The sequence below is a fragment of the Candidatus Tectomicrobia bacterium genome, from assembly GCA_016192135.1.
Lineage (GTDB): Bacteria > UBA8248 > UBA8248 > UBA8248 > UBA8248 > 2-12-FULL-69-37.
Window position 1 is genome coordinate 176877 of record JACPUR010000035.1, and the last position, 15949, is coordinate 192825.

Annotated in this window: 14 protein-coding genes; 13 read left to right on the forward strand and 1 reads right to left on the reverse strand. The window is 70.0% G+C overall.

What is annotated here, in order from left to right; translation table 11 throughout:
- Positions 1-6 precede the first annotated feature (6 nt).
- The gene (locus HYZ11_14610) at positions 7-2676 is read left to right on the forward strand and encodes a PBP1A family penicillin-binding protein (protein ID MBI3128834.1); all 2670 of its coding nucleotides are present in this window, start codon (positions 7-9) and stop codon (positions 2674-2676) included.
- Positions 2677-2697: 21 nt separating this feature from the next.
- Here the strand turns inward: HYZ11_14610 and HYZ11_14615 are convergent, their stop codons facing one another.
- Positions 2698-4572, reverse strand: a complete 1875-nt coding sequence (locus tag HYZ11_14615; GenBank protein MBI3128835.1) for a penicillin-binding protein activator — start codon at positions 4570-4572, stop codon at positions 2698-2700.
- A 304-nt stretch (positions 4573-4876) separates the two neighbouring features.
- On the opposite strand from HYZ11_14615, the gene HYZ11_14620 reads away from it, so the two are divergent.
- The 12 genes from HYZ11_14620 to HYZ11_14675 all read left to right on the forward strand — a co-directional run bounded on the left by HYZ11_14620 (position 4877) and on the right by HYZ11_14675 (position 15940).
- Positions 4877-5839, forward strand: coding sequence for a site-2 protease family protein (locus HYZ11_14620; GenBank protein MBI3128836.1), 963 nt, complete (start codon positions 4877-4879; stop codon positions 5837-5839).
- Positions 5840-5866: 27 nt separating this feature from the next.
- The gene (pilM, locus tag HYZ11_14625) at positions 5867-6928 is read left to right on the forward strand and encodes a type IV pilus assembly protein PilM (GenBank protein ID MBI3128837.1); all 1062 of its coding nucleotides are present in this window, start codon (positions 5867-5869) and stop codon (positions 6926-6928) included.
- A complete protein-coding gene (gene aroB / locus HYZ11_14630; GenBank protein MBI3128838.1) occupies positions 6925-8022 on the forward strand; it encodes a 3-dehydroquinate synthase in 1098 nt (365 codons plus the stop codon). Before pilM ends, aroB begins: the two co-directional genes overlap by 4 nt.
- Before the next feature lie 122 nt (positions 8023-8144).
- Positions 8145-8645, forward strand: coding sequence for a 3-dehydroquinate dehydratase (locus HYZ11_14635; protein ID MBI3128839.1), 501 nt, complete (start codon positions 8145-8147; stop codon positions 8643-8645).
- Entirely contained in the window at positions 8642-9712 is a 1071-nt protein-coding gene (locus HYZ11_14640) for an aminopeptidase P family protein (GenBank protein ID MBI3128840.1), read from the forward strand. The genes HYZ11_14635 and HYZ11_14640 overlap by 4 nt, the downstream gene beginning before the upstream one ends.
- A gap of 30 nt (positions 9713-9742) precedes the next feature.
- The gene (gene efp, locus HYZ11_14645) at positions 9743-10306 is read left to right on the forward strand and encodes an elongation factor P (GenBank protein MBI3128841.1); all 564 of its coding nucleotides are present in this window, start codon (positions 9743-9745) and stop codon (positions 10304-10306) included.
- Between the two features lie 163 nt (positions 10307-10469).
- Positions 10470-11594 (forward strand): branched-chain amino acid ABC transporter substrate-binding protein, encoded by a 1125-nt coding sequence (locus HYZ11_14650; GenBank protein MBI3128842.1) that lies wholly within the window; start codon positions 10470-10472, stop codon positions 11592-11594.
- A 91-nt stretch (positions 11595-11685) separates the two neighbouring features.
- A complete protein-coding gene (locus tag HYZ11_14655) occupies positions 11686-12594 on the forward strand; it encodes a branched-chain amino acid ABC transporter permease (GenBank protein MBI3128843.1) in 909 nt (302 codons plus the stop codon).
- Positions 12591-13781 carry a branched-chain amino acid ABC transporter permease gene (locus HYZ11_14660; protein ID MBI3128844.1) on the forward strand — a complete coding sequence of 397 codons (1191 nt, stop codon included), beginning with the start codon at positions 12591-12593 and terminating at the stop codon, positions 13779-13781. The genes HYZ11_14655 and HYZ11_14660 overlap by 4 nt, the downstream gene beginning before the upstream one ends.
- The gene (locus tag HYZ11_14665; protein MBI3128845.1) at positions 13778-14548 is read left to right on the forward strand and encodes an ABC transporter ATP-binding protein; all 771 of its coding nucleotides are present in this window, start codon (positions 13778-13780) and stop codon (positions 14546-14548) included. The genes HYZ11_14660 and HYZ11_14665 overlap by 4 nt, the downstream gene beginning before the upstream one ends.
- Positions 14541-15245 (forward strand): ABC transporter ATP-binding protein, encoded by a 705-nt coding sequence (locus HYZ11_14670; GenBank protein MBI3128846.1) that lies wholly within the window; start codon positions 14541-14543, stop codon positions 15243-15245. The genes HYZ11_14665 and HYZ11_14670 overlap by 8 nt, the downstream gene beginning before the upstream one ends.
- A 77-nt stretch (positions 15246-15322) precedes the next feature.
- Positions 15323-15940 (forward strand): NIPSNAP family protein, encoded by a 618-nt coding sequence (locus HYZ11_14675; protein MBI3128847.1) that lies wholly within the window; start codon positions 15323-15325, stop codon positions 15938-15940.
- Positions 15941-15949: the final 9 nt, after the last annotated feature.

The following is a 15949-nucleotide window of genomic DNA, read 5'->3' on the forward strand; positions in this document are numbered from 1 at the left end:
TCCCCGATGTCCCGACGGCCGCGCCGGCTCAACGCGCCATCCCTCCGGCGGGAGCCCGCGCTGACGGGCCCGGCCGTGGAGGGCGAGCGCGCCCGGGCGCGGAGGCGGCTCAGGTCCCGGCCGAAGCCTCCCCCCGCCGGCGATGCGTCTCCCTCCTCCACATCCGGCAAGGCGTCATCGGCCCGGCGGCGGGGCGGGTTCCCCCGTGCGATGCGGGGCTTCCTCGCCTTCGTCCTCCTGGGCGCGACCGTCGCCGCGGTCGCCGCCGCCGCGGGGGGGATCGCCTACTACCGCAAGGTGGCGCGGGAGCTGCCGGACGTGGAGCTCCTCCGGACCTACCGTCCCAGCCTCGTCACCCGGGTGTTCGACCAGCACGGCGGGCTGGTGCGCGAGTTCTTCGTCGAGCGGCGCTTCCTGCTCCCGCTGGAGGAGATTCCCCGGAACGTGATCCAGGCCACCATCGCCACCGAGGATTCGCGCTTCGAGGAACATCCGGGAGTAGACGTCATCGGCATCGGCCGGGCGGCCCTGCGGAACATCGCCGGGGGCGAGATCGTCCAGGGCGGCAGCACCATCACCCAGCAGCTCGCGAAGACCCTCTTCCTCACGCCGGAGCGCAGCCTCGACCGCAAGCTCAGGGAGGCGGTGCTGGCCTTCCGCATCGAGAGCCGCTTCGGCAAGCGGGAGATACTCAACCTCTACCTGAACCAGATCTACTACGGCCACGGCGCCTACGGCATCGAGGCCGCCGCGCGCGTCTACTTCGGCAAGGGCGCGAAGGACCTGACCCTGCCGGAGGCCGCCCTCCTCGCCGGCCTCCCCCGGGCGCCCAATACCTACAGCCCCTTCCGCTCGCTCGACCGGGCCAAGCGCCGCCGCGCCCACGTCCTGCGGCGGATGTACGCCGAGGGCTACATCTCGGGCATGGAGCGCGATCTGTCGGCCCGGGCGCTCGTCCGGCTCGCGAAGGTGCCGCCGAGCGGCGGGGAGGCCGAGTACGCCATCGAGGAGGCCCGGCGCCAGGCGGGGCGGCTGGTGGGCACCCAGCGGTTCTACCGGGACGGGCTCCGGATTCACACCACCATTCATTCGGACATCCAGCGCGAGGCGACGAGCGCCTTGCGCAAGGGTCTGCAGGAGGTGGATCGGCGGCGGGGCTACCGCGGCCCCATCGGGCGCGTCAGCCTCCGGTGGAGCGAAGACCGGATATGGAACTTCGTGGCCATCTTCCTCGCCCAGCGCGAGGAGTGGCCGGAGTTCCGCGCGGGGCGGTGGGAGCCGGCGGTGGTGACCAAGGTTTCGCGGCGGAGGGCCGATCTGAAGCTGCGGGGCGCCGAGGGTTTCCTCCTCCTCGAGGACGCCGAGTGGGCGCGCCCGTTCGACCCTTCCCGGAACGGGCTCGGCGACAAGCTCGCGAACCTGGAGGAGGCGCTCCGGCCGGGGGACGTCGTGCTGGCCGAGCGCCTCCCGGCGAACGGCAAGCCCGAGGCCGCCCCCGCGCGGGTGAGGCTGGTCCAGGAGCCCCAGGTGCAGGGAGCCGTCGTGGTGCTGGAGCCCCGCACCGGCGCCATCCGGGCCATGGTGGGGGGCTACGACTTCGAGCGGAGCCGCTTCAACCGGGCCACCCAGGCCGTCCGGCCGCCGGGCTCGGCCTTCAAGCCGTTCGTCTACCTCGCGTCCCTGCGCGAGGGGTGGACGCCCTCGGACATCATCCTCGACGCACCTGTGATTTTCCCCTCCGAGGGAGGGGAGTGGAAGCCCACCAACTTCGAGGAGCGCTTCTTCGGCCCCACCACCCTGCTCGACGCCATCACCTATTCGCGCAACGTCGTCACGGTGAAGCTGGCGAGCGCGATAGGGGTGAGGAAGATCATCCGGCGGGCCCGCGAGCTGGGCATCCGCTCCCCCCTCAAGCCGAACCTCTCGCTGGCCCTGGGCTCCAACGGGGTGACCCTGCTGGAGCTGGCCTCGGCCTACGGCACCCTGGCCAACGGAGGGGTGCGCGTGGAGCCCCACCTCCTGCAGCGGGTGGAGGATGCCGCCGGCCGCGCCATCTGGGGCGTCTCGCCCGCGGTGAGGCGCTCCGTCCCCCCCGAGGAGGCCTACGTGATGGTGGACCTCCTCCAGCGGGTGGTCGAGGCGGGGACGGCCTCCAGGGCCCGGGAGCTCAAGCGCCCGCTCGCCGGCAAGACGGGCACGACGAACGACTATCAGGACGCCTGGTTCGTCGGGATATCTCCCCTGTTCGCGGTGGGGGTATGGGTGGGCATGGACGACAAGAGCACCCTGGGCCGCAACGAGACAGGGGGCCGGACGGCCCTGCCGATCTGGATGGAAGTGATGGCGTCCCTGCACGAGGGGCTGCCCGCCATGGACTTCCAGCGGCCCCAAAAAGTCTCGATGGTCTACGTGAACCCCCGCACGGGCGCCCGCCTTCCCAGGGAAGAGCCGGGCGGGGTGTGGCAGGCCTACCTCCCGGGGAGCGAGCCGGACTTCGCGCCCCGCCAGGTGCGGCCGGACGATCTGAAGGCCTTCGCCGCGGAACCCGAAGCGGCCGGGCCCGCCCCCCGCGAGCCGGAGGAACTCTCCCTGGCGGAGCAGGGCGGCGGGCCGCCGGGGCCGGGGGAAGCTGAAGGTCCCGGCTTCAATCCCTTCCGGGGCGATCAGGGGAGATGAAGCCGCCCCCGCCGCATCCGGCTAGGGAAGGGCGGAGCGGGGGCCTCCGGCGGCGGGCGGCGGGAGGGCGGGGGCGGGGGCCAGCCCCTCCCGGTGGGGCGTGATCATCTGCAGGTGGACGATCTTGTTCCGCCGGACGGTGAGGACGAAGAGCTGCCGCAATGCGTCGCCCTCCGGCCCCATGTCCGTCAGGCCCATGATTCCCTCGAAGCCGCGCAGGGTGGCCAGGTAGTCGCGCATCTCCCGCCTCGTCTTGGCCCCCTTGGCGAGCCCCTCGAAGACCATCTTCGCCGCGTCGTAGCCCATGGCGGAGAAGATGTCCGGCTTCCGGCCGAAGAGCTGGGTGTACTCCTTCGTGAACCGGGCGATGCGCGGGTCCTCGGAATCGGGAAAGAACCCGTCCACGAAGATCGCCCTCTCCACGTAGCGCTCGCCGAAGCGGAGGAGGTCGTCGTTGTTCCAGCCGTGGCCTCCCAGCAGCCGGACGCTGTGCATGTTGTAGAAGGGGATCTGCGGGGCGATCAGCACGGCCTTGTCGTGATAGGCGGGGACGAAGAGCGCCTCGAAGGGCAGGGCCAGGCGGAAGGGCTCGTTGGGCCTGAGGCCCAGCGCGCGCTTCTGGCGGGCGAGCTGGTTGTCGTCCATCCCGCCCAGGGCGCGCATTTGGGGGCCGAAGTCGTTGGCGTCGTGCGGGAAGGGGATGGACTTGGCCACCTGCCCGCCCAGCCGCTGGACGCTCTCGGCGAAGTGGCGCGCGAGCTCGCGGCCGTCGGTGTCGTCGGGATAGAGGATGGCGAACTGGCGCAGGCCGAGGGCCTTGACGGCGTACGCCGCCGCGCCCTCGGCCTGGAGCTTGTTGGTGAGGGTGTTGCGGAAGAACCAGGGTCCGCGCCCCGCCATCTGGGTGCGGATGGCGAAGGGCGTGAGCAGGGGCGTCTCGAACCGGGCCGCCGCGGCGGCGGCGGCCTCGGCCGCCGAGCTCAGGAAGGGCCCCACGAGGGCCAGGACCTTCTCCTGCTGGATGAGCTCCTCCGTCTTGGCGACCGCGTCGCCCGGGGAGCCGGCCGCGCCGCGGGTGTCCCGCACCGCGATCTGGATTTGGAGCTTGGGGTTCTGCTCCAGCGCATGGCGCAGGGCGAGCTGGACGCCCTGATAGACGCGCTCGCCCGCCGCGGCCGCGGGCCCGGACAGGGGGAGGAGCACCCCCACCCGCCCCTGGTTCACCGAAAGCTGATCGCGCAGCCGGCTCTCCAGCTCGAGAGCCGCCTCCCGGTCGGGATGATCGGGGTAGTCCTCGAGGAAGCGGCGGATGGCGGCGAGCGACGCCTGGGGCCTCCCCTCGTCGGCGGCGCGGCGCGCCAGGGCCAGCCGGAGGATGGGGCCCGTCGGCGCCTGCTTGATCTTCTCCACGGCGGAGAAAAGCTGGTGCTGGGCCACCTTCGCCTCGGCGAGGAGCCTCAGCCGGGCCTTGATGCGCTCGGGGTGCGGGAGCTGATCGCTCGCGTTCAGGGCTTCCGCGTAGGAGAGGAGGGCGGCGAAGGGATCGTTCCGGATCTCGTAGACGTCCCCCAGCGCGGCCAGCAGATAGGCGCGCCGCAGGGCATTCCCCTCCCGGCTCAGGCTCCCGCGCAGGGGGAGCCAGGCGTTTTCCGCGTCGCCCGCCGCCTGAAGGGCGAGGCCGAGCCAGAACTCGCTGTCCGAGTAGAAGTGAGAGAGGGGGAAGCGGCTCTGTAGCGTCTTGAGGCGGTCGGCGGCGTCCGCGTAGTGCCCCTCGGCGTAGGCGATGCGAGCGAGATCGAAGAGCGCCGCCTCGGCCGCGACGCTCTGGGGATCCCGGCTCAGCACCGCCAGGAGGTCCTCGGCCGGGCGCTCCGGCCGGGCCGGGGCGGGCGCCATCCACCGCTCCTGCGGGGCAGGCTGCGGCGCGGACAGCGGGGGGAAAGCGGGAAACGGGCTGGCCGCCTGCGCGCAGAGCGGGAGCGCCAGCATCCAGGCGATGAAACAGGCGGTTCGGGCGAAAGCGTGTCGTCTCATCTCGTATGCGGAAAAAGCCTTGCGGGAAAGAGGAAATGGACGAAGCTGCACCGACAGGGTAGGTAGAGAGGAGAAGAGTGTCAAGGATGCATTTCTTGGGGCCGGTTTGCACGCCGGATAGGGGAGCGGTAGGCTCAGGAATATGCCGCCGCCGGAGGAAATGCGCGTGACGAGCCCGCTGCGTCCCTCCCAGCCGGATCACTTGGCCTGGCCCTCCGCTTGGTGGAAGCCCGATCCCGGCATGGGATATGAGCCCGAAGACCCGGGGCGGCGGCCCGGCCAGGCGGCGAGGCGCTGGCTGATCCCAGCCCTGCTGCTTCTGACGACCCTGCTCACCACCTTGCTGGCGGGCGCTTTTCAGCGCGGCTTTTTCCCCACGGCTATCCTCGCCCATCCGCTGCTCATCTTCCAGGGGCTGCCCTTCGCCGGGACCTTGCTCCTGATCCTGGGCGCCCACGAGTGCGGCCATTACCTCGCCGGGAGGAGGTGGGGAGTGGACGTGTCGCCCCCCTATTTCATCCCCGCCCCCACCCTCTTCGGGACCTTCGGCGCGGTCATCCGCATCCGGGGAAAGATCCTGAACCGCAACGCGCTGCTGGACGTGGCGGCCGCCGGCCCCCTGGCGGGCATGGTGGTGGCCCTTCCCGCCGTCCTCATCGGGCTCTCGCTCTCCCGGGTGGTCACCGGCGGGGAAGGGGAGGCGGCGCAGGGGCTCGGCCTGGGCACTCCCTGGCTCTTCGATTTCGCGGCCCGGGCCATCCTGGGCCCGCTGGAGCCGAGGGACGACGTGGTGCTCCATCCCGTCGCCTTCGCGGGATGGTGCGGCTTCCTGGTCACCGCCCTGAACCTGATCCCGGCGGGGCAGCTCGACGGCGGCCACGTCGTATACACCCTCTTCGGGCGGTGGCACCGCGCGATCACCCTGGCGGTCGGCGTGATCCTCCTCGGCATGGCCTTTTGGTGGGAGGGATGGCTCCTGTGGGGGGCCATCGTGCTCGTCCTGAGCCGGAGCCACCCCCCCCTCCTCGACGAGTGGACGCCCCTCTCCGCCGGGAGGAAATGGCTCGGTTTCGCGTGCCTTGCCTTGCTGGCCTTGACCTTCATCTGGGTTCCGATCCACCTTCCCTAGGGTAGCCCTCGCCCCGGAAGGAGCGCCGTGTTCGGCAAACCGCGTTTTCCCCTCTCCGTCGACATCGGCAGCCATGCCATCAAGCTGGTCCAGTTCGAGCATAAGAAGAAAAAGCTCGCCCTCAAGCGGCTGGGGATGGCGTCTTTGGCTCCCGGCGCCGTGGCCGAGGGAGTGATCCGCGACCCGGAGGAGGTGATGCGGGCCTTCGAGGAGCTGGTCGCGGCCGAGAAGGCCAAGGAGCGCGAGGTGGTCGTCGCCCTCTCGGGCTCGGCGGCCGTTGTCCGGCCGGTGCGGGTCCCCTCGGATCCGTCCCTGCCGGTGGAGGAGGCCATCGAGGCCGAGGCCGCGCAGATCCTTCCGTTCCCGGTGGAGGAGGCCCGCCTCACCCACAGCCGGATGGGGAGGGTCGAGGCCGGCGGCCAGCGCATGGAGGAATTCCTCCTCGTGGCGGTGCGCCGGAAGCCTTTGGCGGACCTGGTGGAGCTTTTCCGCCATCTCGAGTACGAGCCGAAGGTGGTGGACGTGGCCCTCCTCGCCCTGGAGAGCGCGATCGAGCTCGCCGAAGTCGAAGAGGGAGAGGGATGCCTCGCCCTGGTGGACATCGGCGCCGGCCAGACGCTGGTCCACATCCTGCGGAGCGGGCGCACCCTGCTGACGCGGGTGATCCCGCGCGGGGGAGCGGCGGTGACGGCGGCCCTCGCGAAAAGGCTCAACGTGAGCTCGGCCGACGCCGAGGCGATGAAGCTGGGGGCGAAGCCGGTCCCCAGCCCCCGCGCCGCCGCCGAGGCGGTGCGCGGGGAGGCCGAGCGCCTGGGCCTCGAGTTGGGGCGCACGTTCCAGCTCCTGGGGGAGATGGCCCCGGGGGAGCGCGTCACCCGCCTGGTGCTGTGCGGCGGCGGGGTCCATCTCGATGGCCTTCCGGCCTTCCTGGCCACCTCCCTGGACATCCCGGCCGAGATCCTCCAGCCGTTCCGTCATGTTCAAGTGGCAGGGGAGGTGTTCGACCTTAACTACGTGGAAACATTGGGCCCCGTCGCTGCCGTAGCGGCCGGATTGGCCTACCGGGCGATGGAGAGCGGCGAATCATGAGGAAGGTCCGCGTGGCCTTCGGGGAACGAAGCTACGCCATCTCTATCGGGCCCTCGATGCTGGGCTGCCTGGGAGAGGCGGCCCGGGCCTTCTTCTCGGGCGGGCGGGCCCTGGTGCTGAGCGACCGCAACGTGGCCCGGCACTATGGGAAGGTGGCGGTGGCCTCGCTCCGCAGGGGAGGGATTTCGGCGGAGCTCATGGCCGTCCCGGCGGGGGAGCGGAGCAAATCCCTCGCCCAGCTCTCCCGGGTCTTCGACCGGCTGGCGGCCCTGAGGCTCGACCGCGGCTGCGGCCTGGTGGCCCTGGGCGGGGGGGTGATCGGCGACCTCGGGGGACTGGCGGCGGCGGTGTACCTGCGCGGGATCCCCTACCTCCAGGTCCCCACCTCCCTCCTGGCCCAGGTGGACAGCTCGGTCGGGGGCAAGACGGCCGTCGATCATCCCCTGGGCAAGAACCTCATCGGCGCCTTCTATCAGCCGGCCGCCGTCCTGAGCGACATCTCCTGCCTCGATACCCTTCCGGCGCGGGAATTCCGCTCGGGCCTGGCGGAGGTGGTGAAGCACGCCGCCATCGCCGACGCGGAGCTGTTCGGCTATCTGGAGCGGAACGCCGGGCGCATCGAGGCGCGGGAGAAGGGCGCGATCGAGTGGATTGTGGCAGAGAACTGCCGCATCAAGGCGCGGGTGGTGGAGAAGGACGAGCGGGAGACGGGGCTTCGCCAGACCCTCAACTTCGGCCACACCCTGGGGCACGCCATCGAGGCGCTGGCCGGCTACTCGCGCCGCCTGCTGCACGGGGAGGCCGTGGCCATCGGGATGGCGGCGGCGGCGCGCCTCTCGCGCGCGGCGGGCATGTGCACGGAAAAGGACGTCGAGCGCCTCACCGCTCTTCTGGAGCGCTTCGGCCTGCCGGCGGCCGTGCCGCGCCCGCCCGCCCTGCCCCAGCTTGAGCGGGCGGTCGCGAGCGACAAGAAGCGGCGGAGGGGGAAGCCCCGCTTCGTTCTCCTGGAGCGGATCGGGAAGGTCCGCTGCGGCTGCGAGCTCCCCTCCCGGGGATGGCGGGCCGCCCTGGCCGGCCGGGACGTGAAGGCCTGATCGGGCGGGAAGCCTCCAGGGCCGCGTTGACGCCCGCAGGGGCTCGCCCTACCATCCCGGCCTTGATTTTCCGGCGGCGGACGCGGGATTCGCGCCCTTAACCCCCCTCTGGACGGTGCCACGTGCGCATTCTGCTCCTGAACGGACCCAACCTGAACCTCCTGGGCGCCCGCGAGCCGGAGAAATACGGCCAGATCCCCCTGGCGCGCCTGGAGGAGGCCCTCCGGGCCCAGGCGAAGGCCGAGGGGGTGGAACTCGACTGCATCCAGTCGAACATCGAAGGAGAGCTGGTGGACGCCCTCCAGCGCGCGGCCGGGATGAAGCCTCTCGACTTGGGCCGGGCCCCGGCCGGGAAATGCACGGCCTGCGTCTTCAACCCCGGCGGCTACACACACACCAGCGTGGCCCTGCGGGATGCCATCGCCGGGACGGGTCTACCTGTTTATGAAGTGCACATCACCAATGTGCTGAATCGTGAGGACTTCCGGCACCGCTCCCTGATCGGCCCGGTGGCCGCCGGCTCCATCATCGGGCTGGGCCTCCAGGGCTACTCGCTGGCGCTCCAGGCGGCTATCGACCGCCACGTGAAGGGCGCGGCATTCCCGCTGGAGAAGCGGGCGTGAGGCACCGGCTGGCGCGCCTGCGCCGGGCGATGCGGGAGAATCAAATCCCCGCCCTGGCGGTGCTCAACCTCCGCAACGTGCGCTACCTGACCGGCTTCACCGGCTCGGCCGGGGCTTGCCTCGTGACGGGCGGGGGGGCGGTCTTCATCACGGACTTCCGCTACCGCGCCCAGGCGGCGCGGCAGGTGGATTCCGCCTTCCGCTATGCCGAGCACCGGGGAGGCCTCCCCGGCCTGGCCGAGGAGGCCAAGCGGCTCAGGCTCAAGGGCTTGGCCTTCGAGGAGAACCATCTCTCCTACGGGGACTACCGGCGGCTCAGGAAGCTGGCGCGGGGGGTGAAGCTCATCCCGGCGCCGGCCCTGGTGGAAGAGCTCAGGCTCGAGAAGGAGGCGCCGGAGGTCAGCCTCCTGCGCAAGGGCGCCGGAATCAACGGCGGGGCGCTGGCCGAGGCGCTGGCCGCCATCCGCCCCGGAGTCCGGGAGCGGGAGATCGCCCTCGCGCTCGAAACCGCCATGCGCAACCTCGGGGCCTCGGGCCCCTCCTTCGGCACCATCGTGGCCTCCGGCCCGCGCTCGGCGCTGCCGCACGGGGTGGCCTCGGACCGGAAGGTCCGGCGGGGGGATATGATCACCATCGACTTCGGCGCCGTGGTGGAAGGCTATCACGCCGACACCACGCGGGTGGCCTGCCTCGGCAGGCCCTCGCGGAAGGGGGAGAAGATCTACAACATCGTGCTGGAGGCGCAGATGGCCGCGGTCGGGGCGGTGGCGCCGGGCGTCTCCGCCGCCGAGGTGGACGCCGTGGCCCGGAAGATCATCCAGAAGGCGGGCTACGGCGAGGCCTTCGGGCACGGGACGGGCCACGGCGTGGGGCTCGACATCCACGAGGGTCCCCGGGTGGCGCCGGGCTCGCGTGATATCCTGAAGCCGGGCATGGTGGTGACCATCGAGCCCGGCATTTACCTCCCCGGCTGGGGCGGCGTGCGAATCGAGGACATGGTCCTCGTCACCGGGAAGGGCAGGGAAGTGCTCACGAGGCCGATCTCGAAGGACCTGGCGGTTCTTTGAGCGGCGGCGGAAGGGAGGATCGGAAGAGGCATGCCTTCGACGAATGAATTCCGGAACGGGCTCAAGGTCGAGCTGGAGGGAGAGCCCTTCGTCATCGTGGAGTTCCAGCACGTGAAGCCCGGCAAGGGCGGCGCCTTCGTGCGCACGAAGCTGAAGAACCTGCGCACGGGCCGGGTGATCGACCGGACCTTCCGCTCGGGGGAATCGCTGGACTCCCCCGACGTCGACCAGCGTGAGATGCAGTTCCTCTACCAGGACTCCGATGCCGTGACCTTCATGGACACCACGACCTTCGAGCAGATACCGCTCCAGCGCGCGAACCTGGGCGAAAGCGTGAAGTGGCTCAAGGAGGAGATGGTGGTCCATATCCTCTTCCACAAGGGGGCGGCGATCTCCTTCGAGCTCCCGACTTTCGTGGAGCTGGTCATCCGCAAGACCGAGCCCGGCGTGCGGGGCGACACCGCGTCCGGCGGGACGAAGCCGGCCGAGCTGGAGACGGGGGCCGTCGTCAACGTGCCGCTCTTCCTGAACGAGGGGGACGTCCTCAAGATCGACACCCGGACGGGCGAATACATCGAGCGCGTCAAGTCCTGACGGGCCCGGGAGGGGCCGTTGAAAAACCCGCCCTCCTGTGACATCGTGCGGTCCAACAGGAAATCCTGCACGGTGAGGCATTCGGCCGCGGACGCACCGGGGGAGCGGACCTGGGCCCGGGCCGCATGCCTCCCTGGATGCGCCCATGCGGGGGAGAAGCGTGATGCGGAAATGGACCCTATTCCTGATTGCGTTGTGCGCGGCTCTCGTGCTCTCGGTTCCGGCGCGCGCGGCCGAGATGATCAAGATCGGCGTGGCTGGCCCGCTGACGGGGGATCAGGCCGCCTTCGGAGAGATGCTCAAGAACGGCGCCCTCCTCGCCATGGAGGAATGGAACGCCAAGGGGGGCGTCACCCTGAGGGGCAAGAAGGTCAAGGTGGACCTCTTGTGGGGGGACGACCGGCACGACCCGCGCGAGGGCGTGTCCATCGCGCATAAGTTCGTGAATTCGGGCGCCGTCGGGGTGGTGGGGCATTTCAACAGTTCCGTCTCCATCCCCGCCTCCACTGTCTATGCCGAGGCCGGCATCGTTCAGATCACCCCGGCCTCGACCAATCCCAAGCTAACGGAGCAGGGCTTCAAGACGGTGTTCCGGGCCTGCGGGCGCGACGACCAGCAGGGGCAGGTGGCGGCCGCCTTCATCGTGAACAAGCTGAAGGCGAAGAACGTCGCCATCCTTCACGACAAGACGACCTACGGCCAGGGGCTCGCGGACGAGACCCAGCGCTTCCTGGGCCAGCTCGGGGTCAAGCCGGTCTTCTACAGCGGCATCGTCCAGGGCGACAAGGATTTCACCCCCGTCCTCACCGCGGCCAAGCAGAAGAACCCGGAGGTCGTCTTCTTCGGGGGTATCCATCCCGAGGCCATCCTCCTCGTGAAGCAGATGCGCGAGCGGCTGGGGATGGAGGCGGCCTTCGTGACCGGGGACGGCGTGTACGTGGACGAGTTCTTCAAGATCGCCGGCAAGGCGGCCGAGGGGAGCTACGTCACTTTCACGCCGGACCAGGCGAAGATCCAGGCCGCCCAGGGAGTCATCACCAAGCACCGGGAGCGCTTCGGCAAGGAAGTGGGGGCCTACACCATCTATGCCTACGTGGCCGCGAACCTCATCCTGAACTCCATCCAGGAGACGAACACCACCGCGGGGCAGAGGCTCGCGAACCATCTGCGGAGCAAGGCGTGGAGCACGGCCCTGGGCAAGATCCAGTTCAACGCCAAGGGCGACGTCCTCGAGAGCCCCTACGTGGTCTGGCAGGTGAAGGGGGGGAAGTTCGTCCAGGTGAATTGATGCGGCTCGGATGAATGGAGGCGGACGAGAGGGGAGGCCGTTGCCTCCCCTCTTTTTTTAGGCGGTTTCCGGAAGCGGCCGGGAGCGCGGGATGCTCACCCAGCAGATCGTGAACGGGATCGTCGTCGGCTCGGTGTACGCGCTGATCGCGCTGGGCTACACCCTGGTGTACGGCATCCTCCAGCTCATCAACTTCGCCCACGGCGAGATCTACATGATGGGCGCCTACGTGGGGATCGCCGTCCTCGCCGTCCTGGGCGCCATGGGGGTGACGGAGCAGAGCCTCGCCATCTCCATCCTCCTGGTCTTCCTCGTCCCGATGGTCTACTGCGCGGCCTACGGGGTGACGCTCGAGCGCGTGGCCTACCGGCCCCTCCGCAGGGCCCCGCGCCTGTCCCCCCTCATCAGCGCCATCGGGATGAGCATCTTTCTGCAGAACTATGTCCAGGTGGCGCAGGGCGCCCGGGAGAGGGCTTTCCCGAACCTCCTCCACCTCGGCAGCTTCGAGCTGATGGGCGCCCACGTGAGCGGGCTCCAGGTCTTCATCCTCGCGGCCGCCCTCGCCATGATGGCGGGGCTCCAGGTTTTCATCCACAAGACCCGCCTCGGCCGCGCCATGCGGGCGACCGCGCTGGACCGGACCATGGCCTCCCTGGTCGGGGTGGACGTGAACCGCGTCATCGCGATGACGTTCGCCATCGGGTCGATCCTGGCCGCGGTGGCGGGGGTGATGGTGGGGATGTACTACGGGGTGGTGAACCACTACATCGGTTTCGTGGCCGGCATCAAGGCTTTCACCGCGGCCGTCCTGGGCGGCATCGGCAACGTGACGGGCGCGCTCCTGGGCGGCTTCCTGCTCGCCCTGCTGGAGAGCTTCTGGGCGGGCTACGTTTCCGCCGTGTACAAGGACGTCTTCGCCTTCGCCGTGCTCATCGTCGTCCTCATCTTCCGGCCCGAGGGCATCCTGGGCGGCTCGGCGGCGGAGACCGACCGCTCATGAGGAGCCTGGCCGCCGCGCCCCTCTGGGGACTGTGGTTCGCCTTCCTGGCGCTCCCATTCTCGGGCCTGGAGGGGAGCCTCCGGATCGGCCTCGCCTGCGCCCTTGTGGTGGGGGCGGCGCGGCTCGCCGGGGTGGCGCTGCGCGCCGAGGCGGTCGCCCCGCGGGTGGCGAAGGGGCGGGAGACGGTCGCGGAGCTCTGGGAGTCCTTCCTGCGGGGGATGCGGGACAAGCGGGTGGCCCCCTTTGTCCTGCTGGGCATCATGGCCCTGCCCTGGTGGCTCGGGCGCTACGAGACGGACGTCCTGGTCGTCGCGGGCATCTACGTGATGCTCGCCCTCGGCTTGAACGTCGTGGTGGGCTTCGCCGGGCTGCTGGACTTGGGCTACGTGGCCTTCTATGCCGTGGGGGCCTACTCCTACGCCCTCTTGAACACCTGGCTGGGGCTTCCCTTCTGGCCCGCCTTGCTGGGAGGTGCCGCGCTCTCCGCCGCCTTCGGAATTCTCCTCGGCATCCCCGTGCTCCGCCTGAGGGGGGACTATCTCGCCATCGTGACCCTCGGCTTCGGCGAGATCATCCGGATCGTCCTCAACAACTGGGACGACGTGACCCGGGGCCCGAACGGCATCCTGGGCATCGGGAGGCCCCTCCTCGGCGAGTTCAGGCTCTCCCAGCCGATGCACTTCTTCTACCTCGTCCTGGCCCTGTGCCTTTTCACGATCTTCATCGTGAACCGGCTGAACCGCAGCCGCATCGGGCGCGCCTGGGCCGCGATGCGGGAGGACGAATCCGCGGCCGAGTGCATGGGGGTGGACCTCGTCCACGCGAAGCTGACGGCCTTCGCCTTCGGCGCGTCGTGGGCGGGCCTCGCCGGGGTCGTCTTCGCGGCGAAGCAGACCTTTGTCTCGCCCGAGAGCTTCTCCTTCTTCGAGTCCGTCATCATCCTCTGCATGGTGGTCCTGGGGGGCATGGGGAGCGTCCCGGGCGTGATCCTGGGCGCGCTCATCCTCATCATCCTCCCCGAGATGCTCCGGGAGATCACCTTTTTCCGGCCCATGCTGCTCGGCGGGGCCTTGGTGCTGATGATGGCGCTCCGCCCGCAGGGCTTCCTCGAGGCGCGGGGGCTGCGCCTGGCCGAGGGGGCGCTTCCGCCCGAGATGCGCGAGAAGGCCGAGAGGACGGGCCGGTGACCGCCTCCCTGCTGGTGTGCCGTGGGCTCACCCGGCGGTTCGGCGGCCTGACGGCGCTGGATTCGCTCCACCTCGAGGTGCGGCCGGGGGAGGTGGTCGGGCTCATCGGCCCGAACGGGGCCGGGAAGACCACCGCCTTTAACGTCATTACCGGAATCCACCGGCCCACGGCCGGGCTTGTGCTCTTCGAGGGGCGAAGCGTCGTGGGCCTGCGGCCGAGCGCCGTCCTCCGGCGGGGGATCGCGCGCACCTTCCAGAGCATCCGCCTTTTCCGGGGGATGAGCTCCCTTGAGAACGTCCTCGTGGGCCGCCACGCGCGGCTGCGCACGGGCCCGCTCGGGGCCATCCTCCGCTCCGGCCGGGTGGTGGAGGAGGAGCGGGCGGCGGTGGACTTCGCGATGGAGCTTCTCCGCTTCGCGGGCATCGATCGCCACGCCCTGGCCCGGGCCGACAGCCTCTCCTATGGGGATCAGCGCCGGGTGGAGATCGCCCGCGCCCTGGCGAGCGAGCCGAGGCTCATCCTCCTCGACGAGCCGGCCGCCGGCATGAACCCCCGGGAGAAGACAGTGCTGAACGAGTTCATCCTGGCCATCCGCGATCGGGGGGTGACGGTGCTTCTCATCGAGCACGACATGCGGGTGGTGATGGGCATCTCGGATCGCGTCGTCGTCCTCGACCACGGCGTCAAGATCTGCGAGGGGACGCCCGAGGCGGTGCGGCGGGACCCGAAAGTCCTGGAAGCCTACCTGGGCAGCGCGCATGCTTGAGATCGCGGACATCCACTTCTACTACGGGCGCATCCACGCCCTACAGGGCGTCTCCTTCCAGGTTCCCTCCGGCAAGGTGGTGTGCCTAATCGGGAGCAACGGCGCGGGCAAGTCCACCGCCCTGATGGCCGTCAGCGGGGTGAACCGCATCGCGCGCGGGGCCATCCGCTTCGAGGGCCAGGACATCCACGCGCTTCCGCCCGAGCGGATCGTGCGCCTGGGAATCAGCCAGGCGCCCGAGGGCAGGCGCATCTTCTCCCTCCTGACCGTGCTGGAGAACCTGGAGATGGGCGCCTACCTGCGCCGGGACGCGGAGGAGGTGAGCCGCGACCTGGACTACGTCTTCTCGCTTTTCCCGGTGCTCCACGAGCGGCGCCGCCAGCGGGGAGGCACTCTCTCCGGCGGGGAGCAACAGATGCTGGCCATCGGCCGGGCCCTGATGGCGCGGCCGCGCCTCCTCCTGCTGGATGAGCCCTCGCTGGGACTCGCTCCCCGGATGGTGGAGGTCATCTTCGGCGCCCTGGAGCGCATCCGCGGGCAGGGGACGGGAATCTTCCTGGTGGAGCAGAACGCCCACGCCGCGCTGGCCTTCGCGGACTGGGCCTACGTCATGGAGACGGGGCGGATCGTGATGGACGGCCCGCCGGAGGAGTTGCGCCGCTCGGCGGCCGTGCGGGAGGCCTACCTGGGGGAGTAGCGTCTTGCCCGTTTCCCCTTCCGGGCCTACACTTGCCGCGCGTTTCCCGTACATTTCTTGCGAGGAGGGGCTGCCGGATGATCTATGAGATTCGGATATACACCCTAACGGTGGGCGGGGTGGCCGAGTTCGAGAAGAACTTCGGCGCGGTGGTCGAGAACCGGATGAAGATGTCCAAGCTGGTGGGCTTCTTCCACTCCGACATCGGCGACCTCAACCGCGTCATGCACATATGGGAGTACGAGGACCTCGCGCACCGGGCCCGGGTGCGGGCCGAGACCATGAAGCAGCCCTGGTGGCCCCCGAAGGGCAACGAATCGATCATCCAGAAGCAGATTTCCAAGATCGCGACATGCCCTGCCTTCCGGCCCGAGCCGCGCTCGGGCGCGCTGGGCGGCGTCTACGAATTCCGCACCTACACGGTCATCCCCGGAAAGATGGGCGAGATCCTCAGCCGCTGGACCCAGCACCTGCCCGCCCGCGAGGCGCTCTCGCCCCTCGCCGCCTGCTTCACGACCGACATGGGGCCCCTCAACGAGTTCATCCACGTCTGGCCCTACAAGGACCTCAACCACCGCAACGAGACCCGAACGGCCTCCCAGAAGCTGCCCAACTGGCCCCCGGGCTCGCGGCCGTTCCTGATGTCCCAGAACACGGAGATATGGATGCCGGCCTCTTTCTCGCCGCTGCACTAGGCCGGAAAG